The organism is Streptomyces sp. NPDC003943, assembly GCF_053605265.1.
On record NZ_JBSGIW010000100.1, the window covers coordinates 1 to 24,899 of the forward strand.

At 71.7% G+C, this 24,899-nt stretch carries 18 protein-coding genes and 1 pseudogene; 10 read left to right on the plus strand and 9 right to left on the minus strand.

Annotation, left to right across the window (positions count from 1 at the left end; translation table 11 throughout):
* A pseudogene (locus ACWEV0_RS30520) lies at positions 1 to 109 on the plus strand (NAD(P)-binding domain-containing protein); the annotation flags it as partial.
* A 22-nt stretch (positions 110 to 131) separates the two neighbouring features.
* On the opposite strand, the gene ACWEV0_RS30525 reads toward ACWEV0_RS30520, so the two are convergent.
* Entirely contained in the window at positions 132 to 725 is a 594-nt protein-coding gene (locus ACWEV0_RS30525) for a biotin transporter BioY (RefSeq protein ID WP_453152905.1), read from the minus strand.
* Positions 726 to 985: 260 nt separating this feature from the next.
* On the opposite strand from ACWEV0_RS30525, the gene ACWEV0_RS30530 reads away from it, so the two are divergent.
* Together ACWEV0_RS30530 and ACWEV0_RS30535 are read left to right on the plus strand one after the other, a co-directional pair.
* On the plus strand, positions 986 to 2,443 hold the full coding sequence (locus tag ACWEV0_RS30530) for an amino acid permease (protein ID WP_453152906.1): 1,458 nt from the start codon (positions 986 to 988) through the stop codon (positions 2,441 to 2,443).
* 117 nt (positions 2,444 to 2,560) lie between these two features.
* Positions 2,561 to 3,997, plus strand: coding sequence for an amino acid permease (locus tag ACWEV0_RS30535; protein ID WP_453152907.1), 1,437 nt, complete (start codon positions 2,561 to 2,563; stop codon positions 3,995 to 3,997).
* An 85-nt stretch (positions 3,998 to 4,082) separates the two neighbouring features.
* Here ACWEV0_RS30535 and ACWEV0_RS30540 read toward each other — a convergent pair whose 3' ends face one another.
* Positions 4,083 to 4,244, minus strand: a complete 162-nt coding sequence (locus ACWEV0_RS30540; protein ID WP_453152908.1) for a hypothetical protein — start codon at positions 4,242 to 4,244, stop codon at positions 4,083 to 4,085.
* Positions 4,245 to 5,128: 884 nt separating this feature from the next.
* Here ACWEV0_RS30540 and ACWEV0_RS30545 point away from each other — a divergent pair.
* Positions 5,129 to 5,776, plus strand: a complete 648-nt coding sequence (locus ACWEV0_RS30545; RefSeq protein ID WP_453152909.1) for a superoxide dismutase — start codon at positions 5,129 to 5,131, stop codon at positions 5,774 to 5,776.
* A gap of 109 nt (positions 5,777 to 5,885) precedes the next feature.
* Here ACWEV0_RS30545 and ACWEV0_RS30550 read toward each other — a convergent pair whose 3' ends face one another.
* Positions 5,886 to 6,521, minus strand: coding sequence for a mycothiol-dependent nitroreductase Rv2466c family protein (locus ACWEV0_RS30550; protein ID WP_453152910.1), 636 nt, complete (start codon positions 6,519 to 6,521; stop codon positions 5,886 to 5,888).
* A 162-nt stretch (positions 6,522 to 6,683) separates the two neighbouring features.
* Between ACWEV0_RS30550 and pepN (ACWEV0_RS30555) the strand changes: the two genes are divergently transcribed.
* Both pepN (ACWEV0_RS30555) and ACWEV0_RS30560 read left to right on the plus strand, forming a co-directional pair.
* Positions 6,684 to 9,245: an aminopeptidase N gene (gene pepN / locus ACWEV0_RS30555; protein ID WP_453152911.1), complete on the plus strand. Its 2,562-nt coding sequence runs from the start codon at positions 6,684 to 6,686 to the stop codon at positions 9,243 to 9,245.
* Positions 9,246 to 9,405: 160 nt separating this feature from the next.
* The gene (locus ACWEV0_RS30560) at positions 9,406 to 10,248 is read left to right on the plus strand and encodes a hypothetical protein (RefSeq protein WP_453152912.1); all 843 of its coding nucleotides are present in this window, start codon (positions 9,406 to 9,408) and stop codon (positions 10,246 to 10,248) included.
* Positions 10,249 to 10,257: 9 nt separating this feature from the next.
* Here ACWEV0_RS30560 and ACWEV0_RS30565 read toward each other — a convergent pair whose 3' ends face one another.
* Both ACWEV0_RS30565 and ACWEV0_RS30570 read right to left on the minus strand, forming a co-directional pair.
* The gene (locus ACWEV0_RS30565) at positions 10,258 to 11,397 is read right to left on the minus strand and encodes a serine hydrolase domain-containing protein (protein ID WP_453152913.1); all 1,140 of its coding nucleotides are present in this window, start codon (positions 11,395 to 11,397) and stop codon (positions 10,258 to 10,260) included.
* Positions 11,398 to 11,499: 102 nt separating this feature from the next.
* On the minus strand, positions 11,500 to 11,964 hold the full coding sequence (locus ACWEV0_RS30570; protein ID WP_453152914.1) for an NUDIX hydrolase: 465 nt from the start codon (positions 11,962 to 11,964) through the stop codon (positions 11,500 to 11,502).
* Between the two features lie 174 nt (positions 11,965 to 12,138).
* Here ACWEV0_RS30570 and ACWEV0_RS30575 point away from each other — a divergent pair, with 174 nt between their 5' ends.
* From ACWEV0_RS30575 to pepN (ACWEV0_RS30585), 3 genes are all read left to right on the plus strand, one after another.
* Positions 12,139 to 15,468 carry a S8 family serine peptidase gene (locus tag ACWEV0_RS30575; RefSeq protein WP_453152915.1) on the plus strand — a complete coding sequence of 1,110 codons (3,330 nt, stop codon included), beginning with the start codon at positions 12,139 to 12,141 and terminating at the stop codon, positions 15,466 to 15,468.
* A 182-nt stretch (positions 15,469 to 15,650) separates the two neighbouring features.
* On the plus strand, positions 15,651 to 16,667 hold the full coding sequence (locus ACWEV0_RS30580) for an aspartate-semialdehyde dehydrogenase (protein ID WP_453152916.1): 1,017 nt from the start codon (positions 15,651 to 15,653) through the stop codon (positions 16,665 to 16,667).
* A 153-nt stretch (positions 16,668 to 16,820) separates the two neighbouring features.
* Positions 16,821 to 19,397 carry an aminopeptidase N gene (pepN, locus tag ACWEV0_RS30585; RefSeq protein ID WP_453152917.1) on the plus strand — a complete coding sequence of 859 codons (2,577 nt, stop codon included), beginning with the start codon at positions 16,821 to 16,823 and terminating at the stop codon, positions 19,395 to 19,397.
* A 58-nt stretch (positions 19,398 to 19,455) separates the two neighbouring features.
* On the opposite strand, the gene ACWEV0_RS30590 is transcribed toward pepN (ACWEV0_RS30585), so the two are convergent.
* The 4 genes from ACWEV0_RS30590 to ACWEV0_RS30605 are packed head-to-tail and all read right to left on the minus strand — an operon-like array spanning position 19,456 to position 24,067.
* Complete coding sequence (locus ACWEV0_RS30590; protein WP_453152918.1) at positions 19,456 to 21,189, minus strand: FG-GAP-like repeat-containing protein; 1,734 nt, start codon at positions 21,187 to 21,189, stop codon at positions 19,456 to 19,458.
* Between the two features lie 43 nt (positions 21,190 to 21,232).
* Positions 21,233 to 22,150 carry a LysR family transcriptional regulator gene (locus ACWEV0_RS30595; protein ID WP_453152919.1) on the minus strand — a complete coding sequence of 306 codons (918 nt, stop codon included), beginning with the start codon at positions 22,148 to 22,150 and terminating at the stop codon, positions 21,233 to 21,235.
* Positions 22,151 to 22,160: 10 nt separating this feature from the next.
* A complete protein-coding gene (locus ACWEV0_RS30600; RefSeq protein WP_453152920.1) occupies positions 22,161 to 23,123 on the minus strand; it encodes a DMT family transporter in 963 nt (320 codons plus the stop codon).
* Between the two features lie 5 nt (positions 23,124 to 23,128).
* Positions 23,129 to 24,067 carry an EamA family transporter gene (locus ACWEV0_RS30605; protein ID WP_453152921.1) on the minus strand — a complete coding sequence of 313 codons (939 nt, stop codon included), beginning with the start codon at positions 24,065 to 24,067 and terminating at the stop codon, positions 23,129 to 23,131.
* Between the two features lie 142 nt (positions 24,068 to 24,209).
* Here ACWEV0_RS30605 and ACWEV0_RS30610 point away from each other — a divergent pair, with 142 nt between their 5' ends.
* Positions 24,210 to 24,731 carry a MarR family winged helix-turn-helix transcriptional regulator gene (locus ACWEV0_RS30610; protein WP_453152922.1) on the plus strand — a complete coding sequence of 174 codons (522 nt, stop codon included), beginning with the start codon at positions 24,210 to 24,212 and terminating at the stop codon, positions 24,729 to 24,731.
* Positions 24,732 to 24,899 lie beyond the last annotated feature (168 nt).

Sequence of the window (24,899 nt, forward strand, 5' to 3'; positions counted from 1 at the left end):
GCGCGTCGTGTGGGTCATGGTCCCCGCCGGTGCGGCGACCCAGTCGACCATCGACGAGCTGGCCGAGCTGCTCTCCCCCGGCGACATCGTCGTGGCACGGAGCTCCTCCGCGTTCGGCGGGCGCTTCGGCGTCAGCCCTTGCGGCCGACGAGCTTCCAGGCCGTCGGCAGCGCGCCCATGGCGAGCGCCGCCTTGAGCGCGTCACCGATGAGGAACGGGACCAGGCCGGCGGCGACGGCCTGGCCGAGGGTCATGCCGGTGGCCAGCGCCAGGTACGGCACGCCGACCGCGTAGATGATCGCGGAGCCGAGCACCATCGTGCCGGCCGTGCGCAGCACCGAACGGTCGCCGCCGCGGCGGGCGAGCGCGCCGACCACGGTGGCGGCGAGCAGCATGCCGAGGATGTAGCCGAAGGACGGCATCGCCCAGCCGGAGGACGCCTCGGCGAACCACGGCAGGCCCGCCATGCCGGCGACGGCGTACAGGCCGAGGGAGAGGAAGCCGCGGCGGGCGCCGAGGGCGGTGCCGACGAGCAGGGCGGCGAAGGTCTGGCCGGAGACCGGCACCGGGGAGCCCGGGACGGGCACGGTGAGCTGCGCGGCGAGGCCGGTCAGCGCGGCGCCGCCGGCGACGAGCGCGAGGTCGCGGACGCGGCTCGCCGGGATCAGGTCGGCGAGGACCGCACCGGAACGGAGGGAGGAGACGGGGGCGGCGGCGATGCTCATCGGTCGGTACTCCGCGGGGCTGAAGGGACGAGGGACAGGCTCGACCGTATGCCAGGAGTGAACGCCCGATCACGGTCAGCCGCCCACAAAGCCGGGGCCGAGCCTTTCGTGGAGATCGGACAAGTCGGCCGCTGACGCCTTTCCGCCACGTGACGCTTGTCACGGGGAAGTCCTGTCAGGAGATCCCTTTTGCGCCGACACCCGCTCACCGGAGAGACTGTGGAGTCCCCATAAACAACCGAAGAGCGCGAGCCCCTCACATGCACGAGGCACCAACCGCCCCGCAGTCGTCCCGGTCGTCCCTCGCTCCCGAACAGGAGCCCCTCTCCCACGGGCTGAAGCAGCGTCATCTGACGATGCTGGGCCTCGGCGGCGTGATCGGCGCGGGGCTCTTCGTCGGTTCGGGCGCGGGGATCGCGGTCGCGGGTCCCGGCATCGTCGTCTCGTATCTGATCGCGGGCGCGCTCGCGATGCTGGTCATGCGGATGCTCGGCGAGATGTCGGCGGCGATGCCGGCCTCCGGCGCCTTCTCGGTGCACGCGGAGCGGGCGCTCGGGCGCTGGGCGGGCTTCTCGGTGGGCTGGCTGTACTGGTTCCTGCTCGTCGTCGTCCTCGCCGTGGAGGCGACGGGCGCGGCGCGGATCGCGCACGGCTGGGTGCCCGGGATCCCGCAGTGGGGCTGGGTACTGCTCTTCATGCTGGTCTTCACGGCCACGAACCTGGCGGCGGTGAAGAACTTCGGCGAGTTCGAGTTCTGGTTCGCCGCTCTGAAGGTCGGCGCCATCGTCCTCTTCCTGGTGCTCGGTGTGCTCGCGGTGGTGGGCTGGCTCCCCGACACCGATCCGGTGGGTCTGGCGAATCTCACCGGGCAGGGCGGTTTCCTGCCGAACGGCTGGTCGGGGGTCGTGTCCGGCGTCCTCGCCGTCGTCTTCGCCTTCGGCGGCCTGGAGGTCGTGACGATTGCGGCGGCCGAGTCCGACGACCCGGCGCGGAACGTGGCGCGGGCGGTGCGCAGCGCGGTGTGGCGGATCCTCCTCTTCTACGTGGGTTCCATGCTGGTGATCGTCACCCTGCTGCCGTGGACCGCGATCAAGCCGGGCGAGTCGCCGTACGTGGCGGTCCTGGACGCGATCGGGGTGCCGGGGGCCGGGCAGATCATGAACGTGGTGGTGTTCGTGGCGCTGCTGTCGGCGCTCAACGCCAATCTGTACGGGTCGTCCCGCATGGTGTTCTCGCTGGCCGAGCGCGGCGAGGCGCCCGAGGGCCTGCTGAAGGTGTCGGGACGGGGGTCCCCCCGCTCGAGCGAAGCCGAGAGCGGGGGAGGCGTGCCGCGCCGGGCGGTGCTGGCGTCGGTGGCGTTCGGCTTCGTCTCCGTACTGCTCAATCTGAAGTGGCCGGATTCGGTCTTCCTCTACATGCTCAACGCGGTCGGCGCGGTGCTGCTCTTCGTGTGGGCGCTGATCGCGGTGTCGCAGCTGCGGCTGCGCCGCCGGATCGAGCGCGAGGCGCCGGAGACGCTGACCCTGCGCATGTGGGGCTTCCCGTGGCTGACCTGGGTCGCGCTCGCCGCGATGGCCGCGGTGGTCGTGCTGATGCTGCTCGACGACGGCTCGCGCCCGCAGGTGCTGTGGTCGGCCGGCGCGACGGCGGTGGTCCTCGTGGTGGCGTGGCTGCGGGAGCTGCGGCGGCCCCGGGAGGCGAGCGCGGTACGGAACTGAATCTTCACCTTGTGTGAAGGTGGTGACCGTATAGCGGACGGCTGTTCCCTGTGAGCGGTGCGGGCCCACACACTGTGGGCCACCCTCCCCGTCTCAGCTAGTGAACAGGGTTCGCCCATGTCTCGGACCACCGCGCCCGCGCCGGCCGACCGCAAGGACGGCGCGACCGCTCCCACCGACGGCCTGACCCATGGCCTCAAGCAGCGTCATCTGTCGATGATCGCCCTCGGCGGCGTCATCGGCGCCGGCCTGTTCGTCGGCTCCGGCGCCGGCATCGCCGCCGCCGGCCCGTCCATCGTCCTCGCGTACACGATCTCCGGTCTGCTCGTCATGCTCGTGATGCGCATGCTGGGCGAGATGTCGGCCGCCTACCCCTCCTCCGGCTCCTTCTCCTCGCACGCCGAGCGGGCCTTCGGCTCCTGGGCCGGCTTCGCCTCCGGCTGGGCGTTCTGGGTGCTGCTGAGCGTCGCCGTCGGTCTGGAGGGCATCGGCGCGGCGAAGATCGTCACCGGCTGGCTGCCCGGCACGCCCGAGTGGGCCTGGGTCGCGCTCTTCATGCTGGTCTTCTGCGGCACCAACCTGGCGGCCGTGAAGAACTTCGGCGAGTTCGAGTTCTGGTTCGCCGCCCTGAAGGTCGGCGCGATCGCCCTCTTCCTCGGCCTGGGCGTGCTCGCCATCCTGGGCGTCCTGCCCGGCACCGACTCCCCCGGCACCGGGAACCTGTTCGGCAACGGCGGCTTCCTGCCGAACGGCAGCGAGGGCCTGGTCATCGGTCTGCTCGCCTCGGTGTTCTCGTACGGCGGCATGGAGACCGTCACCATCGCCGCCGCCGAGTCCGACAACCCCGTCAAGGGCGTCGCCAAGGCCGTGCGCACCGCGATGTGGCGCATCTCGCTCTTCTACATCGGCTCGATGGCCGTCGTCGTCACCCTCATCCCGTGGGACGACAAGGCCATCACCGAGAAGGGCCCGTACGTCGCCGCCCTCGACCACCTGGGCATCCCGGGCGCCGGCCAGATCATGAACGTCGTCGTCCTGATCGCCCTGCTCTCCGCGATGAACGCCAACATCTACGGCTCCTCGCGGATCGCCTTCTCCCTGGTCCACCGCGGCCTCGGCCCGAAGGTGCTCGGCAGGGTCTCCGGCGGCGTGCCGCGCCCGGCCGTGCTCGCCTCCTGCTTCTTCGGCTTCGTCTGCGTCGGCCTCAACTACTGGTCGCCCGAGACGATCTTCCCGTGGCTGCTCAACATGATCGGCGGCGTGATCCTGGTCGTCTGGATCTTCATCGCGGCCTCGCAGCTGGTGCTGCGCCGCCGTCTGGACCGCGAGGCGCCGGAGAAGCTGGTCGTGCGGATGTGGCTGTACCCGGGCCTGACGTACGTCGCCCTCGCCGGCATGGCGGTCATCTTCTACCTGATGGCCCGTGACGAGGGCACCCGCGTGCAGCTGTACGCGACGGGCGCGATGACGCTGGTCCTCGCGGTGATCGGCATCGTCCGGCAGAAGGCGGGCGCCGGAGCGGGTGCGGTGACGCCCGCGGCCGAGGAAGCCTGACCGGCCCGGATGTGACGCGGTGCCCCGCCGAGCGAGAGCTCGGCGGGGCACCGCTTTTTGATGCCCGGGTTGTTGGCGCTCGGGCTCAGGTCCCGCAGTACGGGGCGGTGCGCACGTACCCGCCCTTGTTCTCGTCGTCGGTGCCGAGCAGGACGTCGGTGGTGCCGGGCAGGCACTCGACGGCATCGATCTTGTAGCCGGGGAAGGTGCCGAGCACGACCGGGCTGCCGGAGAGCGTGACCCGCACCTTGCCGGTGGAGGTGACGGTGACCCGGCCGATGTCGCTGACCGCCGAGTCGAAGGGGCCGTCGTCGCCGGCGTCCGCGCCGAGCTCGCCAGGATCCGGCCGGAGTCGGTCACCGCGAGGTCGGAGACGTGCCGGGTGCCGTCGCCCGCCGGGTACGTGGAGGTGTACGGGCGCTTGGTCACCGCGCCGAACAGCGGCTGGCCCCAGGCGGCGAAGGTGAGCGGCGCCGCGTACAGCGTGGCGGGCCGGCCCGGGCCCTCGCCGCGGTCGGCCCACAGTGCGGCGAGCTTCCCGTCCCGGGCGACGAGCGCGAAGCTCTCGTAGTCCTCGCCCTGGCCGAGGGCGGGCAGCGGCGCGTACTCGACGACGGGCTGGCGAGCGGCAGGTACTCGCCGGGGATCCCCGGGATGGCCTCGATGGCCTCCAGGTCGCTGGGTTCGGCCCCGGCCCAGGTGAGCCGCCCGCCGGCGACGGCGTCCGCCCGGTACGTGACGCGGGACAGCCGCGGCTGCCCGGAGCGCTTGTTGTCGTTGACGAACAGGGCGCTTTCGCTGCCCGCGCCCTCGCTCGCGAGGCCGCTGACCCCGCTGCGGGCGTCGGTGCCGACCTGGCATGAACCTCCCCCTCACGCTCGCCGCGGCGACCGCCGTGGCCGCGCTCCTCGCTCCCGCATCCGCCCCGCTCGACGACCGGCAGCACGCACGTTATTGATCTTGACCGACCCCGCCCCCAGCGCCGGTTGACACGATTGGCGGAGCGCGCGGAAGCAGACCTAGATCCAAAGTCTGATCAAGTTCCCCCGTATCTGCTGTTAGCCTGCACTTGCACATTGCTTGCAATAAGCATGGCAACAAGCAGTCGTTCGAAGGGCGAGGGCTCGGCACATGGCGATCTACACACTTCCGGAGCTGCCGTACGACTACGCGGCGCTGGAGCCGGTGATCAATCCGCAGATCATCGAGCTGCACCACGACAAGCACCACGCCGCCTACGTCAAGGGCGCGAACGACACCCTGGAGCAGCTGGAGGAGGCCCGCGACAAGGAGCAGTGGGGAGCGCTCAACGGCCTTGAGAAGAACCTGGCGTTCCATCTCTCCGGCCACATCCTGCACTCCATCTACTGGAACAACATGGCGAGCCCGAAGGGCGGCGAGGGCGGCGGCGAGCCGCTGGCCGCCGACGGCGTGGGAGAGCTCGCCGACGCGATCACCGGGTCCTTCGGCTCCTTCGACCGCTTCAAGGCCCAGCTGACCAAGGCCGCCGCGACCACCCAGGGCTCCGGCTGGGGCGTGCTCGCGTACGAGCCGGTCAGCGGCCGGCTGATCGTCGAGCAGGTCTACGACCACCAGGGCAACGTCGGCCAGGGCTCGGTGCCGATCCTCGTCTTCGACGCCTGGGAGCACGCCTTCTATCTGCAGTACAAGAACCAGAAGGTCGACTTCATCGAGGCGATGTGGCAGGTCGTCAACTGGCAGGACGTGCAGAAGCGCTACCTGACGGCGAAGGCGTCCGTCCCGCTGATCTCGTTCTGAGGCCCCCGCGCGGGAAGCTCCTGCTCGTGATCGTCTTCTCAACCTTCGGCGAGCAGGCGTAAAGAGGACGGCCCCCGCGGTGACGTGAACCGCGGGGGCCGTTCTGCGATCAGTGGAAGCTCGGCGCTTCCGTCCGCGTGCGCTTGATCTCGTAGAAGCCGGGCGTCGACGCCACGAGCAGCGTGCCGTCCCACAGGCGCGCCGCCGCCTCGCCGCGCGGGGTCGGGGTGACGACCGGGCCGAAGAAGGCGACCTCGTCGCCGTCCGGGCCGGGGACGGAGATCACGGGCGTGCCGACGTCCTGGCCGACCTTGTCGATGCCCTCCTTGTGGGAGGCGCGCAGCTCCTTGTCGTACGTGTCCTTGTCGGCGTAGTCGACGAGGCTCTCGGGCAGGCCGACGTCCTTCAGTGCGCTCGCTATGGCCTCGCGGGTCGGGCCCTCGCCGTTGTTGTGGAAGCGGGTGCCGAGGGCCGTGTAGAGCTTGCCGACCACCTCGTCGCCGTGCAGCTGCTGGGCGGCGATGACGACGCGGACCGGGCCCCACGCCTGGGTCTCCAGCATCTCGCGGTACGCCGGCGGCACCTCGTCGAGCCGGTTCTCGTTCAGGACCGCGAGGCTCATCACCTTCCACCGCACGTCGACGGGGCGGACCTTCTCCACCTCCAGCATCCAGCGGGAGGTCATCCAGGCCCACGGGCACAGCGGGTCGAAGAAGAACTCGGCGGTGGTCCTGCTCTCGGACATGTGTCTCCTCGGATAAGGCCTCGGGTCTCGGTGTTGCGCCGAAAGGCGCAACGCCAGGGCGGCCCCGCCGCATTCCCGCCTGTTCGGTGTCAGCCGCACATGGGAGGATCGGTGCTGTTTCGAACGCGCCACGACGGTGTGGCACGAAGGAGTGGAGTGACCGTGCCCGGTGAGAATCTGTCCCGCGACGAGGCCCACGAGCGGGCCGCGCTGCTGTCCGTCGACGGGTACGAGGTCTTCCTCGACCTGCGCTCGGCGGTCGGCGAGTCCGGGGAGGGCGTGCGCACCTTCCGTTCCGTGACCACCGTCCGGTTCCGGCGTACGGGCATGGGCGACCGCACCTTCGCCGACCTGATCGCCCCCTCGGTGACCGCGGTGACGTTCAACGGGCGCGAGCTCGACCCGGCGGTCGTCTTCGACGGCGCCCGGATCACGCTCGACGACCTGGCCGACGAGAACGTGCTCGTGGTCGACGCGCAGTGCGCCTACAGCCGCACCGGCGAGGGCATGCACCGCTTCGTCGACCCGGAGGACGGCGAGGTGTACCTCTACACGCAGTACGAGCCGGCCGACGCGCGCCGGGTCTTCGCCAACTTCGAGCAGCCCGACCTGAAGGCCACGTACCGCTTCGAGGCGGTCGCGCCCGAGGGCTGGACGGTGTGGAGCAACGGCGCCGGGGAGCAGGGCGCCGACGGGGTGTGGCGGTTCGCGGAGACGGCGCCCATCTCCACGTACGTCACGTGCGTGGTGGCCGGCCCGTACCACTACGTCACCGACACCTACCGGCGCACCTTCGCCGACGGCACCGAGCTGGAGATCCCGCTGGGCGCGATGTGCCGCAAGGGCCTCGCGAAGCACTTCGACGCGGACGACGTCTTCCTGGTCACCAAGCAGGGCTTCGACTTCTTCCACGACAACTTCGACTACCCGTACCCCTTCGGGAAGTACGACCAGGCCTTCGTGCCCGAGTACAACCTCGGCGCCATGGAGAACCCCGGCATGGTCACCTTCAAGGAGGAGTACATCTACCGGGGCAAGGTGACGCGGGCCGCGTACGAGCGCCGGGCCAACACGATCCTGCACGAGATGGCCCACATGTGGTTCGGCGACCTGGTCACCATGGTGTGGTGGGACGACCTGTGGCTGAAGGAGTCGTACGCCGACTTCATGGGCACCTTCTCGCAGGTCGAGGCGACCCGCTTCGGCAACGCGTGGGTGACCTTCGCCAACAACCGCAAGGCGTGGGCGTACCGGGCCGACCAGCTGCCGTCCACGCACCCGGTCACGGCCGACATCCGTGACCTGGAGGACGCCAAGCTGAACTTCGACGGCATCACGTACGCCAAGGGCGCCTCGGTCCTGAAGCAGCTGGTGGCGTACGCGGGCCGGGACGCGTTCCTGGAGGGCGCGCGCCGCTACTTCAAGCGCCACGCGTACGGGAACACGACCCTCGCCGATCTGCTCGCGGTCCTGGAGGAGACCTCCGGCCGGGACATGAAGGCGTGGTCGAAGTCCTGGCTGCAGACCTCCGGCGTCAACTCCCTCACCCCGGTCCTCACCTACGACGCCGAGGGCCGGATCACCGAGCTGGCCGTCGACCAGGAGGGCGACGAGCTGCGCCCGCACCGCGCGGCCGTCGGCCTCTACCGCATCGAGGGCGGCGACCTCGTGCGTTACGCGCGGGCCGAGACGGACATCACCGGCGCCCGTACGGTGGTGGCCGAGCTCGCCGGCGCGGAGAAGCCGGACCTGGTCCTGGTCAACGACGACGACCTCACCTACTGCAAGGTCCGCTTCGACGAGGGCTCGCTCGCCACCCTGCGCGGCCACCTCGGCGACATCACCGACCCGCTGGCCCGCGCCCTGTGCTGGTCCGCGCTGTGGAACCTGACGCGCGACGGGCTGATGCCGGCCCGCGACTTCGTGCGCGTGGCGCTGGACTTCGCGGGCCGGGAGACCGACATCGGCGTGCTGCAGATGGTGCACGCCTGGGCGAAGTCGGCCGTCACCTTCTACGCGGCCCCGGAGTGGCGGGCCGAGGGCGGGCGGCTGCTCGCCGAGGGCGGGCTGCGCGAGCTGCGGCTCGCCGAGCCGGGCAGCGAGCACCAGCTGACCTGGGCGCACTTCTTCGCCGCCGTCGCCTCGGCCGACGCCGACCTGCAGCTCCTGGAGGGGCTCCTCGACGACTCGGCCGCGATCGACGGGCTCGACGTCGACCAGGAGCTGCGCTGGGCGTTCCTGTCGCCGCTGGCCACGCACGGCCGCGCCGACGAGGCCCGGATCGGCGAGGAGCTGGCCCGGGACGACACGGCGTCCGGCAAGCGCCACCAGGTGCGCTGCCTGGCCGCCCGCCCGTCGGCCGCCGTCAAGGCGCAGGCGTGGGCGCAGGTCGTCGAGTCGGACCGGCTGTCGAACGCCCTGGCGGAGGCGACGATCTCGGGCTTCACGCAGCCCTCGCAGCGCGAGCTGATCGCGCCGTACGCGGAGAAGTACTTCGCGGTGATCGAGCGGATCTGGGCGGAGCGGTCCATCCAGATCGGCATGGACGTGGTCCGCGGCCTCTTCCCGGGGCTCCAGGACCGCCCGGAGACCCTGGCGGCGACGGACGCGTGGCTGGCCGCGCACGCGGACGCCGCTCCGGCGCTGCGCCGGCTCGTCCTGGAGTCCCGCGACGACCTGGCGCGGGCACTGCGGGCGCAGGAGTGCGACAAGGGCGCCGCGTAGTCCCGTAGGTACGCGACCGGGCCCCCGGCGGTGTGCGCACCGCCGGGGGCCTTCGTACCTCGGCACTCGAACGCGCGTACTTTAGTGCGGAGTTGTCCGGATTGCGCGACGGACTCGTAACAGCGGTTAGGGCCGGTCCGTGCGGCGGAAGACCGTCGGCATGAACCACAACACCTCCCCCAGCGCCCCCTCCCCCCTCCCCCGCACCGGCACCGGCACCGGCACCGACCGGTTCCGGGAGGCCATCCGCTACGCCCGCGCCGAGGCGATGATCACCGGGCTCGCCGCGCTCTCGCTGCACCGCTTCGCCGCCGCTCCGCCGCGCGGCATGGTCGACCGGGTCGACGTCCTGGTGCCGCGCACCCGCCGGCTCCGCTCGACCGGTTTCGTCCGGGTGGTGAAGGCCGCCCAGCCGCCGACCCCGGTCGAGATCGACGCGCTGCCGGTGGCCCCGGTGGAGCGGGCGCTCGCCGACGCCGTCTCGGCGCTGAACGACGCGGGTGTGGTGCGCCGGCTGCTCACCGAGGCGGTCAGCGGCGGGCACTGCGAACCGGGCGCGGTGGTGCGGGAGTTGAACCGGGCCCGGCTGCTCACCCGGCCCCATGTGGTGGACGCGGTGGACTCGCTGCTCGCCGAGGGGCGCTCGATCGCCGAGCAGCGGCTGTACGAGATGGTGCGCGAGTTCGCGCTGCCGGACCCGCTGTGGAACGTGGACCTGCGGCTGCCGGGCGGCCCGCACCTGGGCGGCGTGGACGCGTACTGGCCGGACCAGGCGGTCGCGGTGGAGCTGGACACCCGGGCGCCGCGGCAGGACGACGACGCGCTGTGGTCGGAGTACACGCGCAAGCGCGAGCACCTGGAGCGGCTCGGCATCACCGTCGTCCACATCACCCCGCGCAAGCTGCGCGAGGCGATGGACCAGCAGGCGACCGTGGTCCGTACGGCGCTGATGGCCGCGCCGGACCGGCAGCCGGCCGCCTACGTGGTCGTCCTGCCGCGCTGAGGGCCCGCGTCAGTTCTTCCCGGTCTTTCCGCAGAACTCCGCCTCGATCAGGGCGTGGCTGTCGCCGGTCCAGTCGGCGTTGAAGTTCGCGGCGAGCGAGTGCTCGCCGTCCCGGGTGACCACGGCCTGGGAGGTGGAGCCGTGGATCCCGCCGCTGTGCCCGAAGATCTCCTTTCCGCAGCTCAGCTTCTCCTGGAACAGGCCGAGCCCGTAGCGGACGTCCGCGCCCTGGCCGGTCGCGACCGTGTCGGTCATCTCCTTCATCTCGGCGGGCGGCAGCAGCCGGCCCTTGAGCAGGGCCCGGTAGAAGGTCTGCAGATCATTGGCGTCCGAGATCATCTCGCCCGCCGCCCCGGCGATGGACGGGTTCAGCTCGGTCACGTCGTACGTCGGCCCGTCGGCCTCGCGGGAGAGCTTGGAGTAGGCGCCGGAGTTGGGCCGCGGCATCCGGGAGTCGGTGCCGGGAGCGCTGGTGGCGCGCAGCTTCAGCGGCTTGATGACGCGCCGCTCGACCTCCTTCTCGTACGGGTGGCCGGTGACCTTCTCGATGACCATGCCGGCGAGCACGAAGTTGGTGTTGGAGTAGTTCCAGGAGGCGCCGGGGGCGAAGTCCGGCGCGTGCTCCATCGCGACTCCGACGAGCTGCTCCGGGGTCCAGGTGTCGTAGCGGTGCTCCAGGAACCCCGGGCCGAAGACCGTCTGCTGGAAGGAGGGGTCGGCGGTGTAGCTGTAGATGCCGCTGGTGTGGTTGAGCAGCTGCCGGACGGTGATCTTCCGGCCGTCGTGGCCATGGCCCCGGACGACTCCCGGCAGCCACTTCTCGACCGGGTCGTCGAGGTCGATGCGGCCCTCGGCCTGGAGCTGGAGCAGCACGGTGGCGGTGAAGGTCTTGGTGATGGAGCCGACCCGGAAGCGGTCGTTGCCCTTGCGTGCGCCGGCGGTGCCGGTCCAGCGGGCCTTTCCGTCGCGGGCCTGCGCGACCGCGCCGGGCACGCCCTCGGCGACGGCCGCGTCCAGGGCCTGCTGGGTGGCGGTGTGGGACGGCTTCGGCGGCGCGGCGGCGACGGCGGGCCCGGCGAGCGTGGTGGCGGCGATGCCGGCCACCAGGCCGGTGGCGAGGACGGTGCGGAGCGTGCGTGCGGCTGTCATCGAAACTCCCGTGATCGTGAAGTGCGTTCGCGAGAGGGGACCACGGGAGGCCTGCGGCGGGTTGAGCCCGGTTCCGGCGGTCAGGTGACAGTTGAGCGGTTTTCAGCCGTTCGCCGGGGCGCTGAGCGGCGAGTGGCCGAGGCGCGGCCGGTCACGCCACAGCTGGAGGCCGATGTCGACGAGTTCGACGCGGTCGAGGCCGGGCACGGCGTCGAGCGGGTACCAGGCGGCGAGGTCGGTGGATCCCCCCTGCTCGTTGCGCAGTTCGCCGCCGGTGATCCGGGCCTCGTAGATGATCCGCAGGCCCTGCCAGTCGACGGGCCCGAGCTTGCGCGGCCAGGTGCGGCGGATGGAGTCGATGCCGAGGAGCGCCAGCGGCTCGGCGACATGGCCGGTCTCCTCCTCGACCTCCCGGACGACGGCCTCGACGGGCAGCTCCCCGTGTTCGATGCCGCCCCCGGGCAGCGTCCACAGCTTCCGCCCGTCCTTGGTCACCCACCGGGCCAGCAGTATCTGCTCGTCCCGCACGCACACGGCGTAGGCCGCCACCCTCAACTCTGTCTTCATGCGGTGAGGTTAGTGCGGGTTCGTCCCGCGTGGCGCGGCTTCCCTGCTGGCGGATGTGCGCCACCTACGCATTCCGCCGCCCGATAACTCTCCCCAAACCACGGTCATTTACGACAAGCTGAGCGGTCATCCGGTACCGAAATCCGGACCCTCTCTTCTTAAACAGGGATGTAAATGACCACCCCCGAAACCCAGAGCTCCATATCCGGGCGCTCGACCACCGGGACCAGACGCGCGGCCCGCATCGCCGCCGCCGCCGGACTCGTGACCGCGCTCGTCGCGGCCGGTGCCGCCCCGGTCCTGGCCGTCGACGACCCGGCGACCGGGATCCCGGCGAACTCCACGGCGAAGACCGCCGACCCGGCCGACAAGCTCGGCCCCACCGACGCCCAGCGCCTGTCCGAGGCCGAGGCCGACGGCACGCCGACCGTCACCGTGCTCGTGGCCACCGCGCCCGGCGCCACCGAGCAGGTCGCGGGCCAGCTCGACGCCGTGCCCGGCGCCTCCGTCGGGCGCCAGGACGACAAGCTCGGCTACGTCCGCGCCACCCTGCCCACCGGGAAGGCCGACGCCGCCATCAAGGCGGCCACGAAGCTCTCCTCGGTCCAGTCGGTCGACCTCCAGGCGGAGGTCAAGCTCGACGACCCGACCCCGGACGCGGGCTCCACCGGCGCCGTCGAGGGCACCACCGTCACGCAGACCTACCCGGCGCCCGGCAAGGACACCCCGGCGAGGAACCCGTACAACCCGTCCTTCGAGACCGGTGCGGTCGACTTCGTCCAGGAGCACCCGAAGGCCGACGGCCGCGGCGTGACCATCGGCATCCTCGACTCCGGTGTCGACCTCGGCCACCCGGCCCTGCAGAAGACCACCACCGGCGAGCGCAAGATCGTCGACTGGGTCACCGCCACCGACCCGCTCACCGAGAGCGACGGCACCTGGCGCGCCCAGATCACCCCGGTCTCCGGCCCCGTCTTCACGGCGGGCGGCCTGAGCTGGAAGGCGCCCGAGGGCTCGTACCAGTGGAGCCGGTTCAGCGAGTCGGTCACCGCGGGCGGCGACCCGAAGGGCGACATCAACCGGGACGGCGACACCACCGACCGCTTCGGCATGCTGTACGACCCGGTCGCCGGCACGGTCCGCGTGGACACCGACCAGGACGGCGACTTCACGAACAACGAGCCGATGAAGCCGTACAAGGACGGCTACCAGATCGGCTACTTCGGCACCGACAACCCGGCCACCGAGGTCGTCGAGCGCACCCCGTTCGTCGTGCAGATCCGCAAGGACGTGCCGATGGACCCGCTGGGCGGCACCTGGGTCGGCAAGAAGGCCGACTTCGTCAACGTCGGCCTCGTCGAGTCCGAGCACGGCACCCACGTCGCCGGCATCACCGCCGCCAACGGCCTGTTCGGCGGCCGCATGAACGGCGCCGCGCCCGGCGCGAAGATCGTCTCCATGCGTGCCTGCACCTGGACCGGCGGCTGCACCAACACCGCGCTGACCGAGGGCATGATCGACCTCGTCGCGAACCGCGGCGTCGACATCGTCAACATGTCGATCGGCGGCCTGCCCGCGCAGAACGACGGCGACAACGTGCGCTCGCGCCTCTACACGCGGCTCATCGACACCTACGGCGTCCAGCTGGTCATCTCGGCCGGCAACGAGGGCCCCGGCATCAACACGATCGGCGACCCCGGCCTGGCCGACAAGGTCATCTCGGTCGGCGCGGGCATCTCCCAGGCGACCTGGGCGGCCAACTACGGCTCGGCCGTCGAGAAGAAGTACGCCATGTTCAACTTCTCCTCGCGCGGCCCGCGTGAGGACGGCGGCTTCACCCCGACGATCACCGCCCCCGGCTCGGCCGTGAACACCATCCCGACCTGGCTGCCGGGCGCCGGCGTCGCCGAGGCCGGCTACACCCTGCCCGCCGGCTACGGCATGCTCAACGGCACCTCGATGTCCTCGCCGCAGGCGACGGGCGCGAGCGCGCTGCTGATCTCCGCCGCCAAGCAGCGGCACATCCCGCTCTCCCCGCTCACCCTGCGCACCGCGCTCACCTCGACCGCCAAGCGGATCCCCGGTGTCGCGGCCCACGAGCAGGGCGCCGGCCGGATCGACATCGTGGACGCCTGGGACTCGATCCTGTTCGGTGCCACCGCCCACGACTACAAGGTCGAGGCCCCGGTCGACACCGCGATCTTCCCGGCCCCGCACACCGGCACCGGTGTGTACGACCGCGAGGGCGGCCTCAAGGTCGGCCAGAAGAAGGTCTACGACGTCACCGTCACGCGCACGAACGGCCCCGACCGGCCGGTCTGGCACGAGCTGGGCCTGAAGTACAACGACGGCACCTTCCGGATCCTCGGCGAGGACTGGGTGGCGCTGCCGCTGAACAAGCCGGTCACCGTCCAGCTGCAGGCCCGTCCCACCACCACGGGCGTGCACAGCGTGATCCTGGAGGCCGACGACCCCTTCACCGAGGGCGTCGACAAGCAGATCCTCGCCACCAGCGTCGTCTCCAACGACCTGGTCGCGCCGGGCTACGGCTTCTCCGCCACCGGCTCCGTGCAGCGCAACAGCATGAAGTCGTACTTCGTGACCGTGCCGAAGGGCGCCAAGTCCCTGGAGGTCACCCTCGGCGGGCTGAAGGAGCAGAGCCAGACCCGGTTCATCTCCATCCACCCGTACGGCGTCGCCCTCGAGTCCACCGCGTCGACCGTGTGCTACCCGCACTACAACCCGGCCAACACCTGCCGCCCCGACCTGCGCTCCTACACCGACCCGACCCCGGGCGTCTGGGAGATCGAGGTCGAGTCCCGGCGCACCTCGCCGGACCTGGACAACCCGTACACGCTCGGCGTGTCCGTGCTCGGCGCCTCCTTCGACCCGGCCGTCCAGTCGGTCCCCGAGGCGAAGGTCGGCACCCCGGCCGCCGTGGAGTGGAAGGTCACCAACGGCTTCGCCGCGCTCGACGGCCGGCTGAAGGGCGGCCCGCTCGGCTCGCAGAAGACCGAGCGCCCGACCATCAAGCACCACGAGCAGCAGATCAGGACCGTCACCATCGGTGAGGGCGTGGAGCGCCTCGACATCGCCATCGGCAACAGCTCCGACCTGGCCGCCGACCTCGACCTCACGGTCAAGCTCGGCGACACGCAGGTCGGCCAGTCCGCCGACGGCGACTCCGAGGAGTCCGTCTCCCTGGTCAAGCCCGCCGCGGGCACCTACACCGTCATCATCGACGGCTACAACGTGCCGTCCGCCGAGGGCACCACGTTCGACTACAAGGACGTGTACTACTCGTCCGCGCTCGGCTCCGTGAAGGTCGACGAGTCGACCCCGCTCCAGCTGGCCAACGGCAGCACCGCGCAGGTGCCCGCCCAGGTCGTCGTGAACGGTCCGGCCCCCGAGGGCCGGCAGTTCTTCGGCCAGGTCCAGCTGCTCAACGCGCGCGGCACCGCCGCGGGCACCGGCAGCGTGGTGATCGGGACGGTCACCCCGTAGCGCCGCTGTAGCACCCGTGGCGTAACGAGGGGGTGGGCACCGGAACCGGTGTCCACCCCCTTGCCGTCTCCGCTGCCGTCCCGTGACCTGTCCGACCCTTGGACAATCGATTGGACAAGGCGCCCCGGGACATACGCATCATGGAAGCCGCAGCACCTGCACTTACGTACGGAGGAGTCCCCGTGAAGGTCGGAATCGTCGGAGCCACCGGTCAGGTCGGCACGGTCATGCGCAGGATCCTCGCCGAGCGGAACTTCCCCGTGGACGAGCTGCGCCTCTTCGCCTCCGCCCGCTCCGCCGGCAAGGTCGTCGACGGCGTCACGATCGAGGACGCGGCCACCGCCGACTACACCGGCCTGGACATCGTGCTCTTCTCGGCCGGCGGCACCACCTCCAAGGCCCTCGCCGAGAAGGTCGCCTCCCAGGGCGCCGTCGTGATCGACAACTCCTCCGCCTGGCGCCGCGACCCCGAGGTCCCGCTGGTCGTCTCCGAGGTCAACCCGCACGCGGTCAAGGACCGCCCCAAGGGCATCATCGCCAACCCGAACTGCACCACGATGGCCGCCATGCCGGTGCTCAAGCCGCTCCACCAGGAGGCCGGCCTGACCGCGCTCGTCGCCACCACGTACCAGGCCGTCTCCGGCTCGGGCGTGGCCGGCGTCGCCGAGCTCGACGGCCAGGTCAAGGCCGTCGCCGAGGGCGCCACCGCGCTCACCCACGACGGCGGTGCCGTCGAGTTCCCCGAGCCCGGCGTCTACAAGCGCCCGATCGCCTTCAACGTGCTGCCGCTGGCCGGCGCCATCGTCGACGACGGCTCCTTCGAGACCGACGAGGAGCAGAAGCTCCGCAACGAGTCCCGCAAGATCCTGGAGATCCCGGACCTCAAGGTCTCCGGCACCTGCGTGCGCGTCCCGGTCTTCTCCGGCCACTCCCTCCAGGTCAACGCCCGCTTCGAGCGTCCGATCAGCGTCGAGCGCGCCTACGAGCTGCTGAAGGACGCCGAGGGCGTCGAGCTCTCCGAGATCCCGACCCCGCTCCAGGCCGCCGGCAAGGACGCCTCCTACGTGGGCCGCATCCGCGTCGACGAGACCGTCGAGCACGGCCTCGCGCTGTTCCTCTCCAACGACAACCTGCGCAAGGGCGCGGCGCTCAACGCGGTGCAGATCGCGGAGCTCGTGGCGCAGGAACTGCAGGGCTGATCCCCTCCGCACGGAAGAACGGCGGCCACCGGAGACGGTGGCCGCCGTTCTTCTTGTCCACGATGCGTGTTCGCCCTGGGAAATGAGCCGTGCGCAGCCCACACACCCCGTGGAAGGATGAGCCAAACGTCACGAAACCGAGGAGTTGACCGGGTGCCTGGCACGAACCTGACCCGTGAAGAGGCCCAGCAGCGGGCGAAGCTGCTGACCGTGGACGCGTACGAGGTCGACCTCGACCTCACCGGTGCGCAGGAGGGCGGGACCTACCGGTCCGCCACCCTCGTCCGCTTCAATTCCGCCGAGGCCGGTGCCGAGACCTTCATCGATCTCGTCGCCCCGACCGTGCACGAGGTGGTGCTCAACGGAACCGCCCTCGACGTCGCCGCCGTCTTCCAGGACTCGCGGATCGCGCTGCCGGGCCTGCTGGCCGGCGCCAACGAGCTGAAGGTCGTCGCCGACTGCGCGTACACCAACACCGGTGAGGGCCTGCACCGCTTCGTCGACCCGGTCGACGGCCAGGCGTACCTCTACACCCAGTTCGAGGTGCCGGACGCGCGTCGCGTGTTCGCCTCGTTCGAGCAGCCGGACCTGAAGGCGACCTTCCAGTTCACCGTGAAGGCCCCCGAGGGCTGGACCGTGATCTCCAACAGCCCGACCCCGGAGCCGAAGGACGGGGTGTGGGAGTTCGCGCCGACGCCGCGCATCTCCACGTACATCACGGCCCTGATCGTCGGCCCGTACCACGCGGTGCACTCGACGTACGAGGGCAAGAACGGCCAGGTCGTGCCGCTCGGCATCTACTGCCGTCCGTCGCTCGCCGAGTTCCTCGACGCCGAGCACATCTTCGACGTCACGCGGCAGGGCTTCGACTGGTTCCAGGAGAAGTTCGCGTACGACTACCCGTTCGCCAAGTACGACCAGCTGTTCGTGCCGGAGTTCAACGCGGGCGCGATGGAGAACGCGGGCGCGGTCACCATCCGCGACCAGTACGTCTTCCGCTCGAAGGTGACGGACGCGGCGTACGAGCGCCGGGCCGAGACCATCCTGCACGAGCTGGCGCACATGTGGTTCGGCGACCTGGTCACCATGGAGTGGTGGAACGACCTGTGGCTGAACGAGTCGTTCGCCACCTTCACCTCGGTCGCCTGCCAGGCGTCCGTCGAGGGCACCCGCTGGCCCAACGCCTGGACCACCTTCGCCAACTCGGAGAAGACCTGGGCCTACCGCCAGGACCAGCTGCCGTCCACGCACCCGATCATGGCCGACATCAACGACCTCGAGGACGTGCTCGTCAACTTCGACGGCATCACCTACGCCAAGGGCGCCTCGGTCCTGAAGCAGCTGGTGGCCTACGTCGGCCAGGACGAGTTCTTCAAGGGCGTCCAGGCGTACTTCCAGCGCCACGCCTACGGCAACACCCGCCTCACCGACCTGCTCGGCGCCCTGGAGGAGACCTCCGGGCGTGACCTGAAGGCCTGGTCGAAGGCGTGGCTGGAGACCGCGGGCATCAACATCCTGCGGCCCGAGATCGAGACCGACGAGAACGGCTCGATCACCTCCTTCGCCATCCGCCAGGAGGCCCCGGCGCTCCCGGCCGGCGCCAAGGGCGAGGCCGTGCTGCGCCCGCACCGCATCGCCGTCGGCTTCTACGAGCTCGACGCGACCGGAAAGCTGGTCCGCACCGAGCGCCTGGAGCTGGACGTCGAGGCCGCCGAGCTGACGGCCGTCCCGCAGCTGGCCGGCAAGCAGCGCCCGGCCGTCGTCCTGCTCAACGACGACGACCTGTCGTACGCCAAGGTCCGCCTCGACGAGGTGTCCCTGAAGAACGTCACCGCGCACCTCGGCGACTTCACCGAGTCGCTGCCGCGCGCGCTGTGCTGGGCCTCCGCCTGGGACATGACCCGTGACGGCGAGCTCGCCACCCGCGACTACCTCTCCCTGGTGCTCTCCGGCATCGCCAAGGAGAGCGACATCGGCGTCGTCCAGTCGCTCCAGCGGCAGGCCAAGGTCGCCCTCGACCTGTACGCGGCGCCCGAGTGGCGCGCCGAGGGCCTGGCCCGCTGGGGTGCCTTCGCCCAGGAGCAGCTGCGTGCCGCCGCCCCGGGCAGCGACCACCAGCTGGCGTGGGCCCACGCCTTCGCGGCCACCGCCCGCGAGGCCGCCGAGCTCGACCTGCTCGCGGCGCTGCTCGACGGCTCCGCGACCATCGAGGGCCTGGCCGTCGACGCGGAGCTGCGCTGGGCCTTCGTGCAGCGGCTCGCCGCGACCGGCCGCTTCGAGGAGGCGGAGATCGCCGCCGAGCTGGAGCGCGACAAGACCGCGGCCGGCGAGCGCCACGCCGCCACCGCCCGCGCCGCCCGCCCGACCGAGGCCGCCAAGGCCGAGGCGTGGGCGTCGGTCGTCGACGACGACAAGCTGGCGAACGCGGTGCAGGAGGCGGTCATCGCCGGCTTCGTGCAGGCCGACCAGCGCGAGCTGGTCGCCCCGTACACGGAGAAGTACTTCGCCTCGATCAAGCGCGTCTCCGAGACCCGCAGCCACGAGATCGTCCAGCAGATCGTGGTCGGCCTCTACCCGACGCTCCAGGTCTCCGAGGAGACCCTGGCCGCGACGGACGCCTGGATCGCGGCGAACGACCCGGTCCCGGCCCTGCGCCGACTGGTGACGGAGTGCCGCGCGGGCGTGGAGCGCGCCCTGAAGGCCCAGGCGGCGGACGCGGCCGCGGCCTGATTCCCGCAGTGAGGGGCCCCGGACGGTGAACCGTCCGGGGCCCTTCGTCATGCGTGCGTCAGCCGAGGTTCGTCAGCCACTGCCAGCCGCCCGTGCCGATCGTCGTCGGCGCCCCGAGGCCGGTCGCCGTGCCCGGGAGGAACTCGAGGTTCTCGGCGGTCCCGGCGGTGCGGGTGGTCCACAGGTCGGGGAGGCCGTCGCCGGTGACGTCGCCGGCCGAGACGGCGAGGCGGCGGTCGGCCACGGTCCAGGGGCCGCCGGTGAGTTCGACGGGGGCGACGAGGTGCTGGTCGCCCTGGCTCGCGTACTGGAGGAGGCGACCGGTGGCGCGGTCGCGGGCCCAGATGTCGGCCTTGCCGTCGCCGGTGACGTCGCCGGGGAGGAGCACGTCGTAGTTCGCGAATTCGGCGTCGCCGATGTGGAGGGCGGCTCGGGCGGCGAAGGCCGGCTGGCCGCCGACGGCGGCGCCGCCGCGGTGCAGCCAGAGGCCGGTGGCGCTGCGGGCGAGGACGTCGGGGAGGCCGTCGCCGTCCACGTCGCCGGCGGCGAGCGGGGTGGCGCCGGTCCAGCCGGTGGGGCGGCCCCCCATGGCGATGCGGGTGCCGAGCTCGCCGCTGCCGGTGTTCGGGTAGACCCACAGCTCGTCGCCGATGCGGGCGAGGACGTCCTCGCGGCCGTCGCCGGTCCAGTCGCCGCGGTGGCTGACGGCGGCGCCGGCCCAGCCGCCGGTGCCGATCTGGCGCATGCCGGCGAGGGTGCCGCCGCCGGTGCCGGAGTAGAGGCGCAGGTTGCCGTCGTCCTTCACGGCGAGGAAGTCGGGCCGCCCGTCGCCCGTGAGGTCACCGCCGGTGCCGGTGCCGGGCCGCGGCTCGGGGTAGGCGGCGGCGCGCAGCAGCAGGTGGTCGGAGAGCGGTGCGGTGCCGGCCGGTTCGGGTTCGAGGGCGTCGGCGCGGACGGTGTGGAAGTCGCGGGCGCTGAGGAAGACGTGGTCGAACTTCTTGCCCGCGTACGTGGTGGGCTCGCCCGAGCGGCACTCGGTGGCGCCGGAGTCGAGGCATGCCTGGGTGAAGTAGTCGCGGTCGTTCTCGTCGGCCTCGGCGAACGGCCCGGTGCCGGGCAGTCCGGCGCGTATGGGGTCGAGCGCCGGGTAGTCGGGGCCGGCGTTGAAGTCGCCGCCGAGGATGACGGGGAGCCCGGCGGCCCAGGTGTCGGCCTTGGCGAGGGCCTGGGAGGAGCCGTTGTCCGGGGTGATGTACTGCGCGAGGTGCGTGTTGCAGACGAGCGTGGTGCGGCCGTCGACCGGGCCTCGGGCGCACAGCACGGCCCGGCCCTCCTCGCCGGCCGGGACGGTGAGGTTGGCGGCGTAGCGGTCGACCGCCGGCGCCTTGACGAAGACGCCGAGGCCGAACCGCGTGTCGGTGGACCACTTGCCGCAGCCGGCGGAGTCGTTGACGGTCGAGGTCCACACGCCGGTGTACCCGGGCAGGGCGTCGCGCAGCGCCGCCCACTGGCCGAAGCACAGCTCCTGGAGGAGCAGCGCGTCGGTGTCCCAGGCGAGCGTCTGCTCCTTGACCTTGGCGGTCCAGGTCGGCAGGTCGAGCGCGCTCTGGCAGGTGGACTGGCCGCAGACGTTGTACGAGATGGTGCGCACCGACGGCGCGGTGGCCGGGTCCACGGTGTCGGCGGCGGCCGGCGCCGCGGCCGGGAGGACCGCGGCGGCCAGCATCGCGAGCACGGTGGCGGCTCGGAACAGGAGTCTTCGGGACGGAAGTCTTCGGGACGGGAGTCTCATGTCCCGAGAGCGTAGTGATCGTTTCGGTGTACCTGTCAGCCGGTCAGCCGGGCGTACTTCGCCGCTGCACGGCGGCCTGGCGCAGCGCCGCGAGCACCCGTGCCACCGCCGGCCCCTCCTCCGCCCCGCGCCGTACCGCCGCCACGACGTGACGGCGCGGCTGATCGGCCGTCAGCACCCGCATCACCACGCCCCTGGCGCGCTCGGCGGCGGCCATCCGCGGAACCAGGGCCACTCCCATGCCCGCCTCGACCATGGCGAGGATCGCGGTCCAGCCGGCGGCGCTGTGCGCCTGCTCGGGGACGAACCCGGCGGCCTCGCACGCGGCGGTGGTGATCTCGGACCAGGGGCCGGAGCCGCCGAAGATCCAGGGCTCGGCGGACAGGTCGGCGAGCCGCAGACCGGGCGCCTCGGCGAGCGGGTGCCCGGCGGGCAGGGCGACGTCGAGCGGGTCGGCGAGCAGCGGCACCCGGGTGAACTGGGGGTCGCGGGCGGTCGGCGCGTGCGCGGCGAGCGAGAGGGCGAGGTCGACCTCGCCGGCCGTGAGCAGTTCGTACGCCTCCGCCGCCTCGGCCTCGCGGACCCGCACGTCGAGCCCCGGGTGGGCGGCGCGCAGCGTCTGCACGGCGGGCACCACGAGCGCCGCCACGGCGGTCGAGAACGCGGCGACCCGCACCCGCCCGGCCTCGCCCCGCAGATAGCCGTCGAGCTCCGCCTCGGCCCGCTCCAGCTCCGCGAACACCGCCTCGGCGTGCCGCAGTACGAGGTGCGCGGCGTCGGTGAGCCTGACCCGCCGGCCGTGCGCCTCCAGGACGGGCACGCCGAGCTGCTTGGCGAGATTGGTGAGCTGCTGCGAGACGGCCGAGGGGGTCATCAGCAGCGCCTCCGCGGTCGCGGTGACGGTGCCGCGGTCGCGGAGGGTGCGGAGGATCTGGAGCTTCTTGATGTCCCACTCGGTCATGAGGCGCAACCTACCGGGCCTGCCGGGAGTGCTCCCGGGTGGCCGAGGCCAGCGCCACCCCGCCCAGGATGAGCGCCATGCAGGCCCCGCCGAGGATGCCCAGTTCCTCGCCGAGCAGCAGGTACGAGAGCAGTGCGACGCAGACCGGCTGGAGGTAGTAGACGACGCCGGCGCGGGCGGCGCCGATGAGGGCGACGGCGCGGTTCCAGGAGAAGAAGGCGACGGCGGAGGAGAGCACGCCGACGTAGACGAGCGGGCCGACGGTGCCGGCGGTGGGCTGGAAGCCGCCCTGGGTGGCGAGGCTGACCGCGTACGCCGGCAGCAGCATCGCCGCGCCGAGGACGAAGGTGGTGAAGAGGAAGACGACGCCGCCGAGTTCGGCCGGGCGGCGCTTGAGCAGGGCGCTGTACGAGGCGAAGGCGAGCGCCGCCGCGAACATCCACAGGTCGCCGGCGCCGAACCGGGCCGGCAGCGCGCCCCGGCCGACGAGCAGCAGCACGCCGGCGCAGGCGACGAGCATGCCCGTGACGCGCCGGGCGCCGAGGCGGGCGCCGCCGAGCCGCTCGTACACCGCCATGAGGACGGGCGAGGCGGCCATGATCATGCCCATGTTGCCGGCGGAGGTGGTGAGTCCGGCCTGGTTGACCAGGGTGTTGTAGACGGTGATGCCGAGCAGCGAGGCGAGGGTGACGAAGCCGAGGTGACGGCGGATCAGGTGCCGTTGCCGCCAGGTGGCGCGGGCGGCGAAGGGGGCGACGGCGACGATCGCCACGATCCAGCGCCAGAAGGCGGCCTGGACGGGCGGGACGGTGTCGTGCAGGGCCCGGGCGACGACGAAGCTGCCGGACCAGACGACCGTGGCGAGCAGGGCGAGCAGCACGCCGAGGCCGGCGCCCTTGGCGGGTGCCGGCCTCTCGGTGACGTGCTGGTTCTCGGTGGCGGACGGGGTCTCGGATGCGGTCAGGCTGCTCATGTGGCCTACCGTCGCACCCCGGAAACCTCCAGGTCCATCGAAACTTCCTGACCGTTCTTTTCAGTAACGCTGAACGATTCCTTCTTGGCGGCACGCGGGGCCAGCTGGCCGAAGAGGGTGGCACCGAAGGCGATCACCATGCCGAGGAGCTGGACCGGGCCGAGGGCCTGGCCGAGGGCGGCCCAGCCGATGACGGCGGCGGTGATCGGGGAGAGCGGGCCGAGCAGGGTGACCGAGGAGGCGCTCAGGCGCTCGATGCCGCGGAACCAGAGGAAGTAGGAGATCGCGGTGTTGCCGAAGGCGAGGTAGGCGTAGCCGGCCAGGTTGGTGCCGCTGAGGGCCGGCGGGGCGCCCTCGACCAGGAAGGCGATCGGCAGCAGGAACAGGCCGCCCGCGGTGAGCTGCCAGCCGGTGAGGGCGAGCGCGCCGACGCCCTCGGGGCGGCCCCAGCGCTTGGTGAAGACGGTGCCCGCGGACATCGACAGGGCGGAGAGCAGACCGGCGACCACACCGACCGCGTCGAGCGCGGCCCCCGCCTTGAGGACGACGAGGCTGACGCCGAAGGCGGCGGCGATGGCCGTGAGCAGTGCCTTCACGGTGGGCTTGTCGCCGAGGAAGAGGGCGGCGAGACCGACGACGAAGAGCGGGCCGACCGAGCCGACGACGGCGGCGACGCCACCGGGCAGCCGGTAGGCGGCGAGGAAGAGGAGCGGGAAGAAGGCGCCGATGTTCAGCACGCCGAGCACCAGCGACTTCCACCACCAGGCGCCCTGCGGGAGCTTGCGGGTGAGGCCGAGGAGCAGCAGTCCGGCGGGCAGGGCCCGCATGAGGCCGGTGAAGAGCGGCCGGTCGGGCGGCAGGAACTCCGTGGTGACGAAGTAGGTGCTGCCCCAGGAGACCGGGGCGAGGGCGGTCAGGGCGATGGTGGCGGCCTTGCGGGACATGACGGGTTCCCCCCTGTAGCGGGCTGCGGGCACCTCCCCGGCGTGGCGCCGGTTCGGCTTGGCAGTAATTAACTTAGCACTAAGCTACTTAAGCGCAAGAGGCTTTCTTGCAAGTGACTCAATGGAGAGGGAAACTGAGGGCATGGAGAAGCACACGCCCGGGCCGGGGCCCGCGCACGACGCCGTCGACGCCATCGCCGATCAGTGGGCGGCGGTCCGCCCCGACCTCGACACCCTGCCGATGGCCGTCTTCGGCCGGATCTACCGCCTGTCCGCCGCCATGCGCGGCAAGGTGGACAAGGCGTACGCGCCGTACGGCGGGATGTCGCTCGGCGAGTTCGACGTGCTCGCCACACTGCGCCGCTCCGGAGAGCCGTACACGCTCTCACCGCGCGAGCTGACCGCCACGCTGATGATCACGACCGGCGGGATGACCGGACGGCTCGACAAGCTGGAGCGGGCCGGGCTGCTCACCCGCAGCCCCGACCCGAACGACCGGCGCGGCCTGCGGGTCACCCTCACCGACGAGGGCCGCACCCTCGTGGACCAGGCCGTCGGCGCCGGGCTCGCCGAGCAGCGCGCGGCCCTGGAGGCGGCGCTCACGCCGGAGGAGTCGGAGCAGCTGGCCGGCCTGCTGCGCAAGCTGCTCGCCACGACGGCCTGACGCCGGGGACACAGGGGATGCCGGTCCCGGCCGCCTGAAGACACGCGAGGGCGCCGCGCGGTACTCACGTACCTTTGTGAAACGGGCGCAAGGCGATAGGTGGAGGGGGGGGTAGGGGGAGTTATGGTGTGGTTTGTAGTGGTGTGGGGGGGGGAGCGATAAGAGAGG

What these genes read in the sequence shown, in the direction of transcription:
- ACWEV0_RS30605 (WP_453152921.1), bottom strand. Translation starts at nt 24,067, where the DNA reads ATGTCCCGCAAGGCCGCCACCATCGCCCTGACCGCCCTCGCCCCGGTC.
- ACWEV0_RS30600 (WP_453152920.1), bottom strand. Translation starts at nt 23,123, where the DNA reads ATGAGCAGCCTGACCGCATCCGAGACCCCGTCCGCCACCGAGAACCAG.
- ACWEV0_RS30570 (WP_453152914.1), bottom strand. Translation starts at nt 11,964, where the DNA reads ATGAAGACAGAGTTGAGGGTGGCGGCCTACGCCGTGTGCGTGCGGGAC.
- ACWEV0_RS30590 (WP_453152918.1), bottom strand. Translation starts at nt 21,189, where the DNA reads ATGAGACTCCCGTCCCGAAGACTTCCGTCCCGAAGACTCCTGTTCCGA.
- ACWEV0_RS30575 (WP_453152915.1), top strand. Translation starts at nt 12,139, where the DNA reads ATGACCACCCCCGAAACCCAGAGCTCCATATCCGGGCGCTCGACCACC.
- ACWEV0_RS30560 (WP_453152912.1), top strand. Translation starts at nt 9,406, where the DNA reads ATGAACCACAACACCTCCCCCAGCGCCCCCTCCCCCCTCCCCCGCACC.
- ACWEV0_RS30565 (WP_453152913.1), bottom strand. Translation starts at nt 11,397, where the DNA reads ATGACAGCCGCACGCACGCTCCGCACCGTCCTCGCCACCGGCCTGGTG.
- ACWEV0_RS30530 (WP_453152906.1), top strand. Translation starts at nt 986, where the DNA reads ATGCACGAGGCACCAACCGCCCCGCAGTCGTCCCGGTCGTCCCTCGCT.
- ACWEV0_RS30535 (WP_453152907.1), top strand. Translation starts at nt 2,561, where the DNA reads ATGTCTCGGACCACCGCGCCCGCGCCGGCCGACCGCAAGGACGGCGCG.
- ACWEV0_RS30550 (WP_453152910.1), bottom strand. Translation starts at nt 6,521, where the DNA reads ATGTCCGAGAGCAGGACCACCGCCGAGTTCTTCTTCGACCCGCTGTGC.
- ACWEV0_RS30595 (WP_453152919.1), bottom strand. Translation starts at nt 22,150, where the DNA reads ATGACCGAGTGGGACATCAAGAAGCTCCAGATCCTCCGCACCCTCCGC.
- ACWEV0_RS30525 (WP_453152905.1), bottom strand. Translation starts at nt 725, where the DNA reads ATGAGCATCGCCGCCGCCCCCGTCTCCTCCCTCCGTTCCGGTGCGGTC.
- ACWEV0_RS30610 (WP_453152922.1), top strand. Translation starts at nt 24,210, where the DNA reads ATGGAGAAGCACACGCCCGGGCCGGGGCCCGCGCACGACGCCGTCGAC.
- ACWEV0_RS30545 (WP_453152909.1), top strand. Translation starts at nt 5,129, where the DNA reads ATGGCGATCTACACACTTCCGGAGCTGCCGTACGACTACGCGGCGCTG.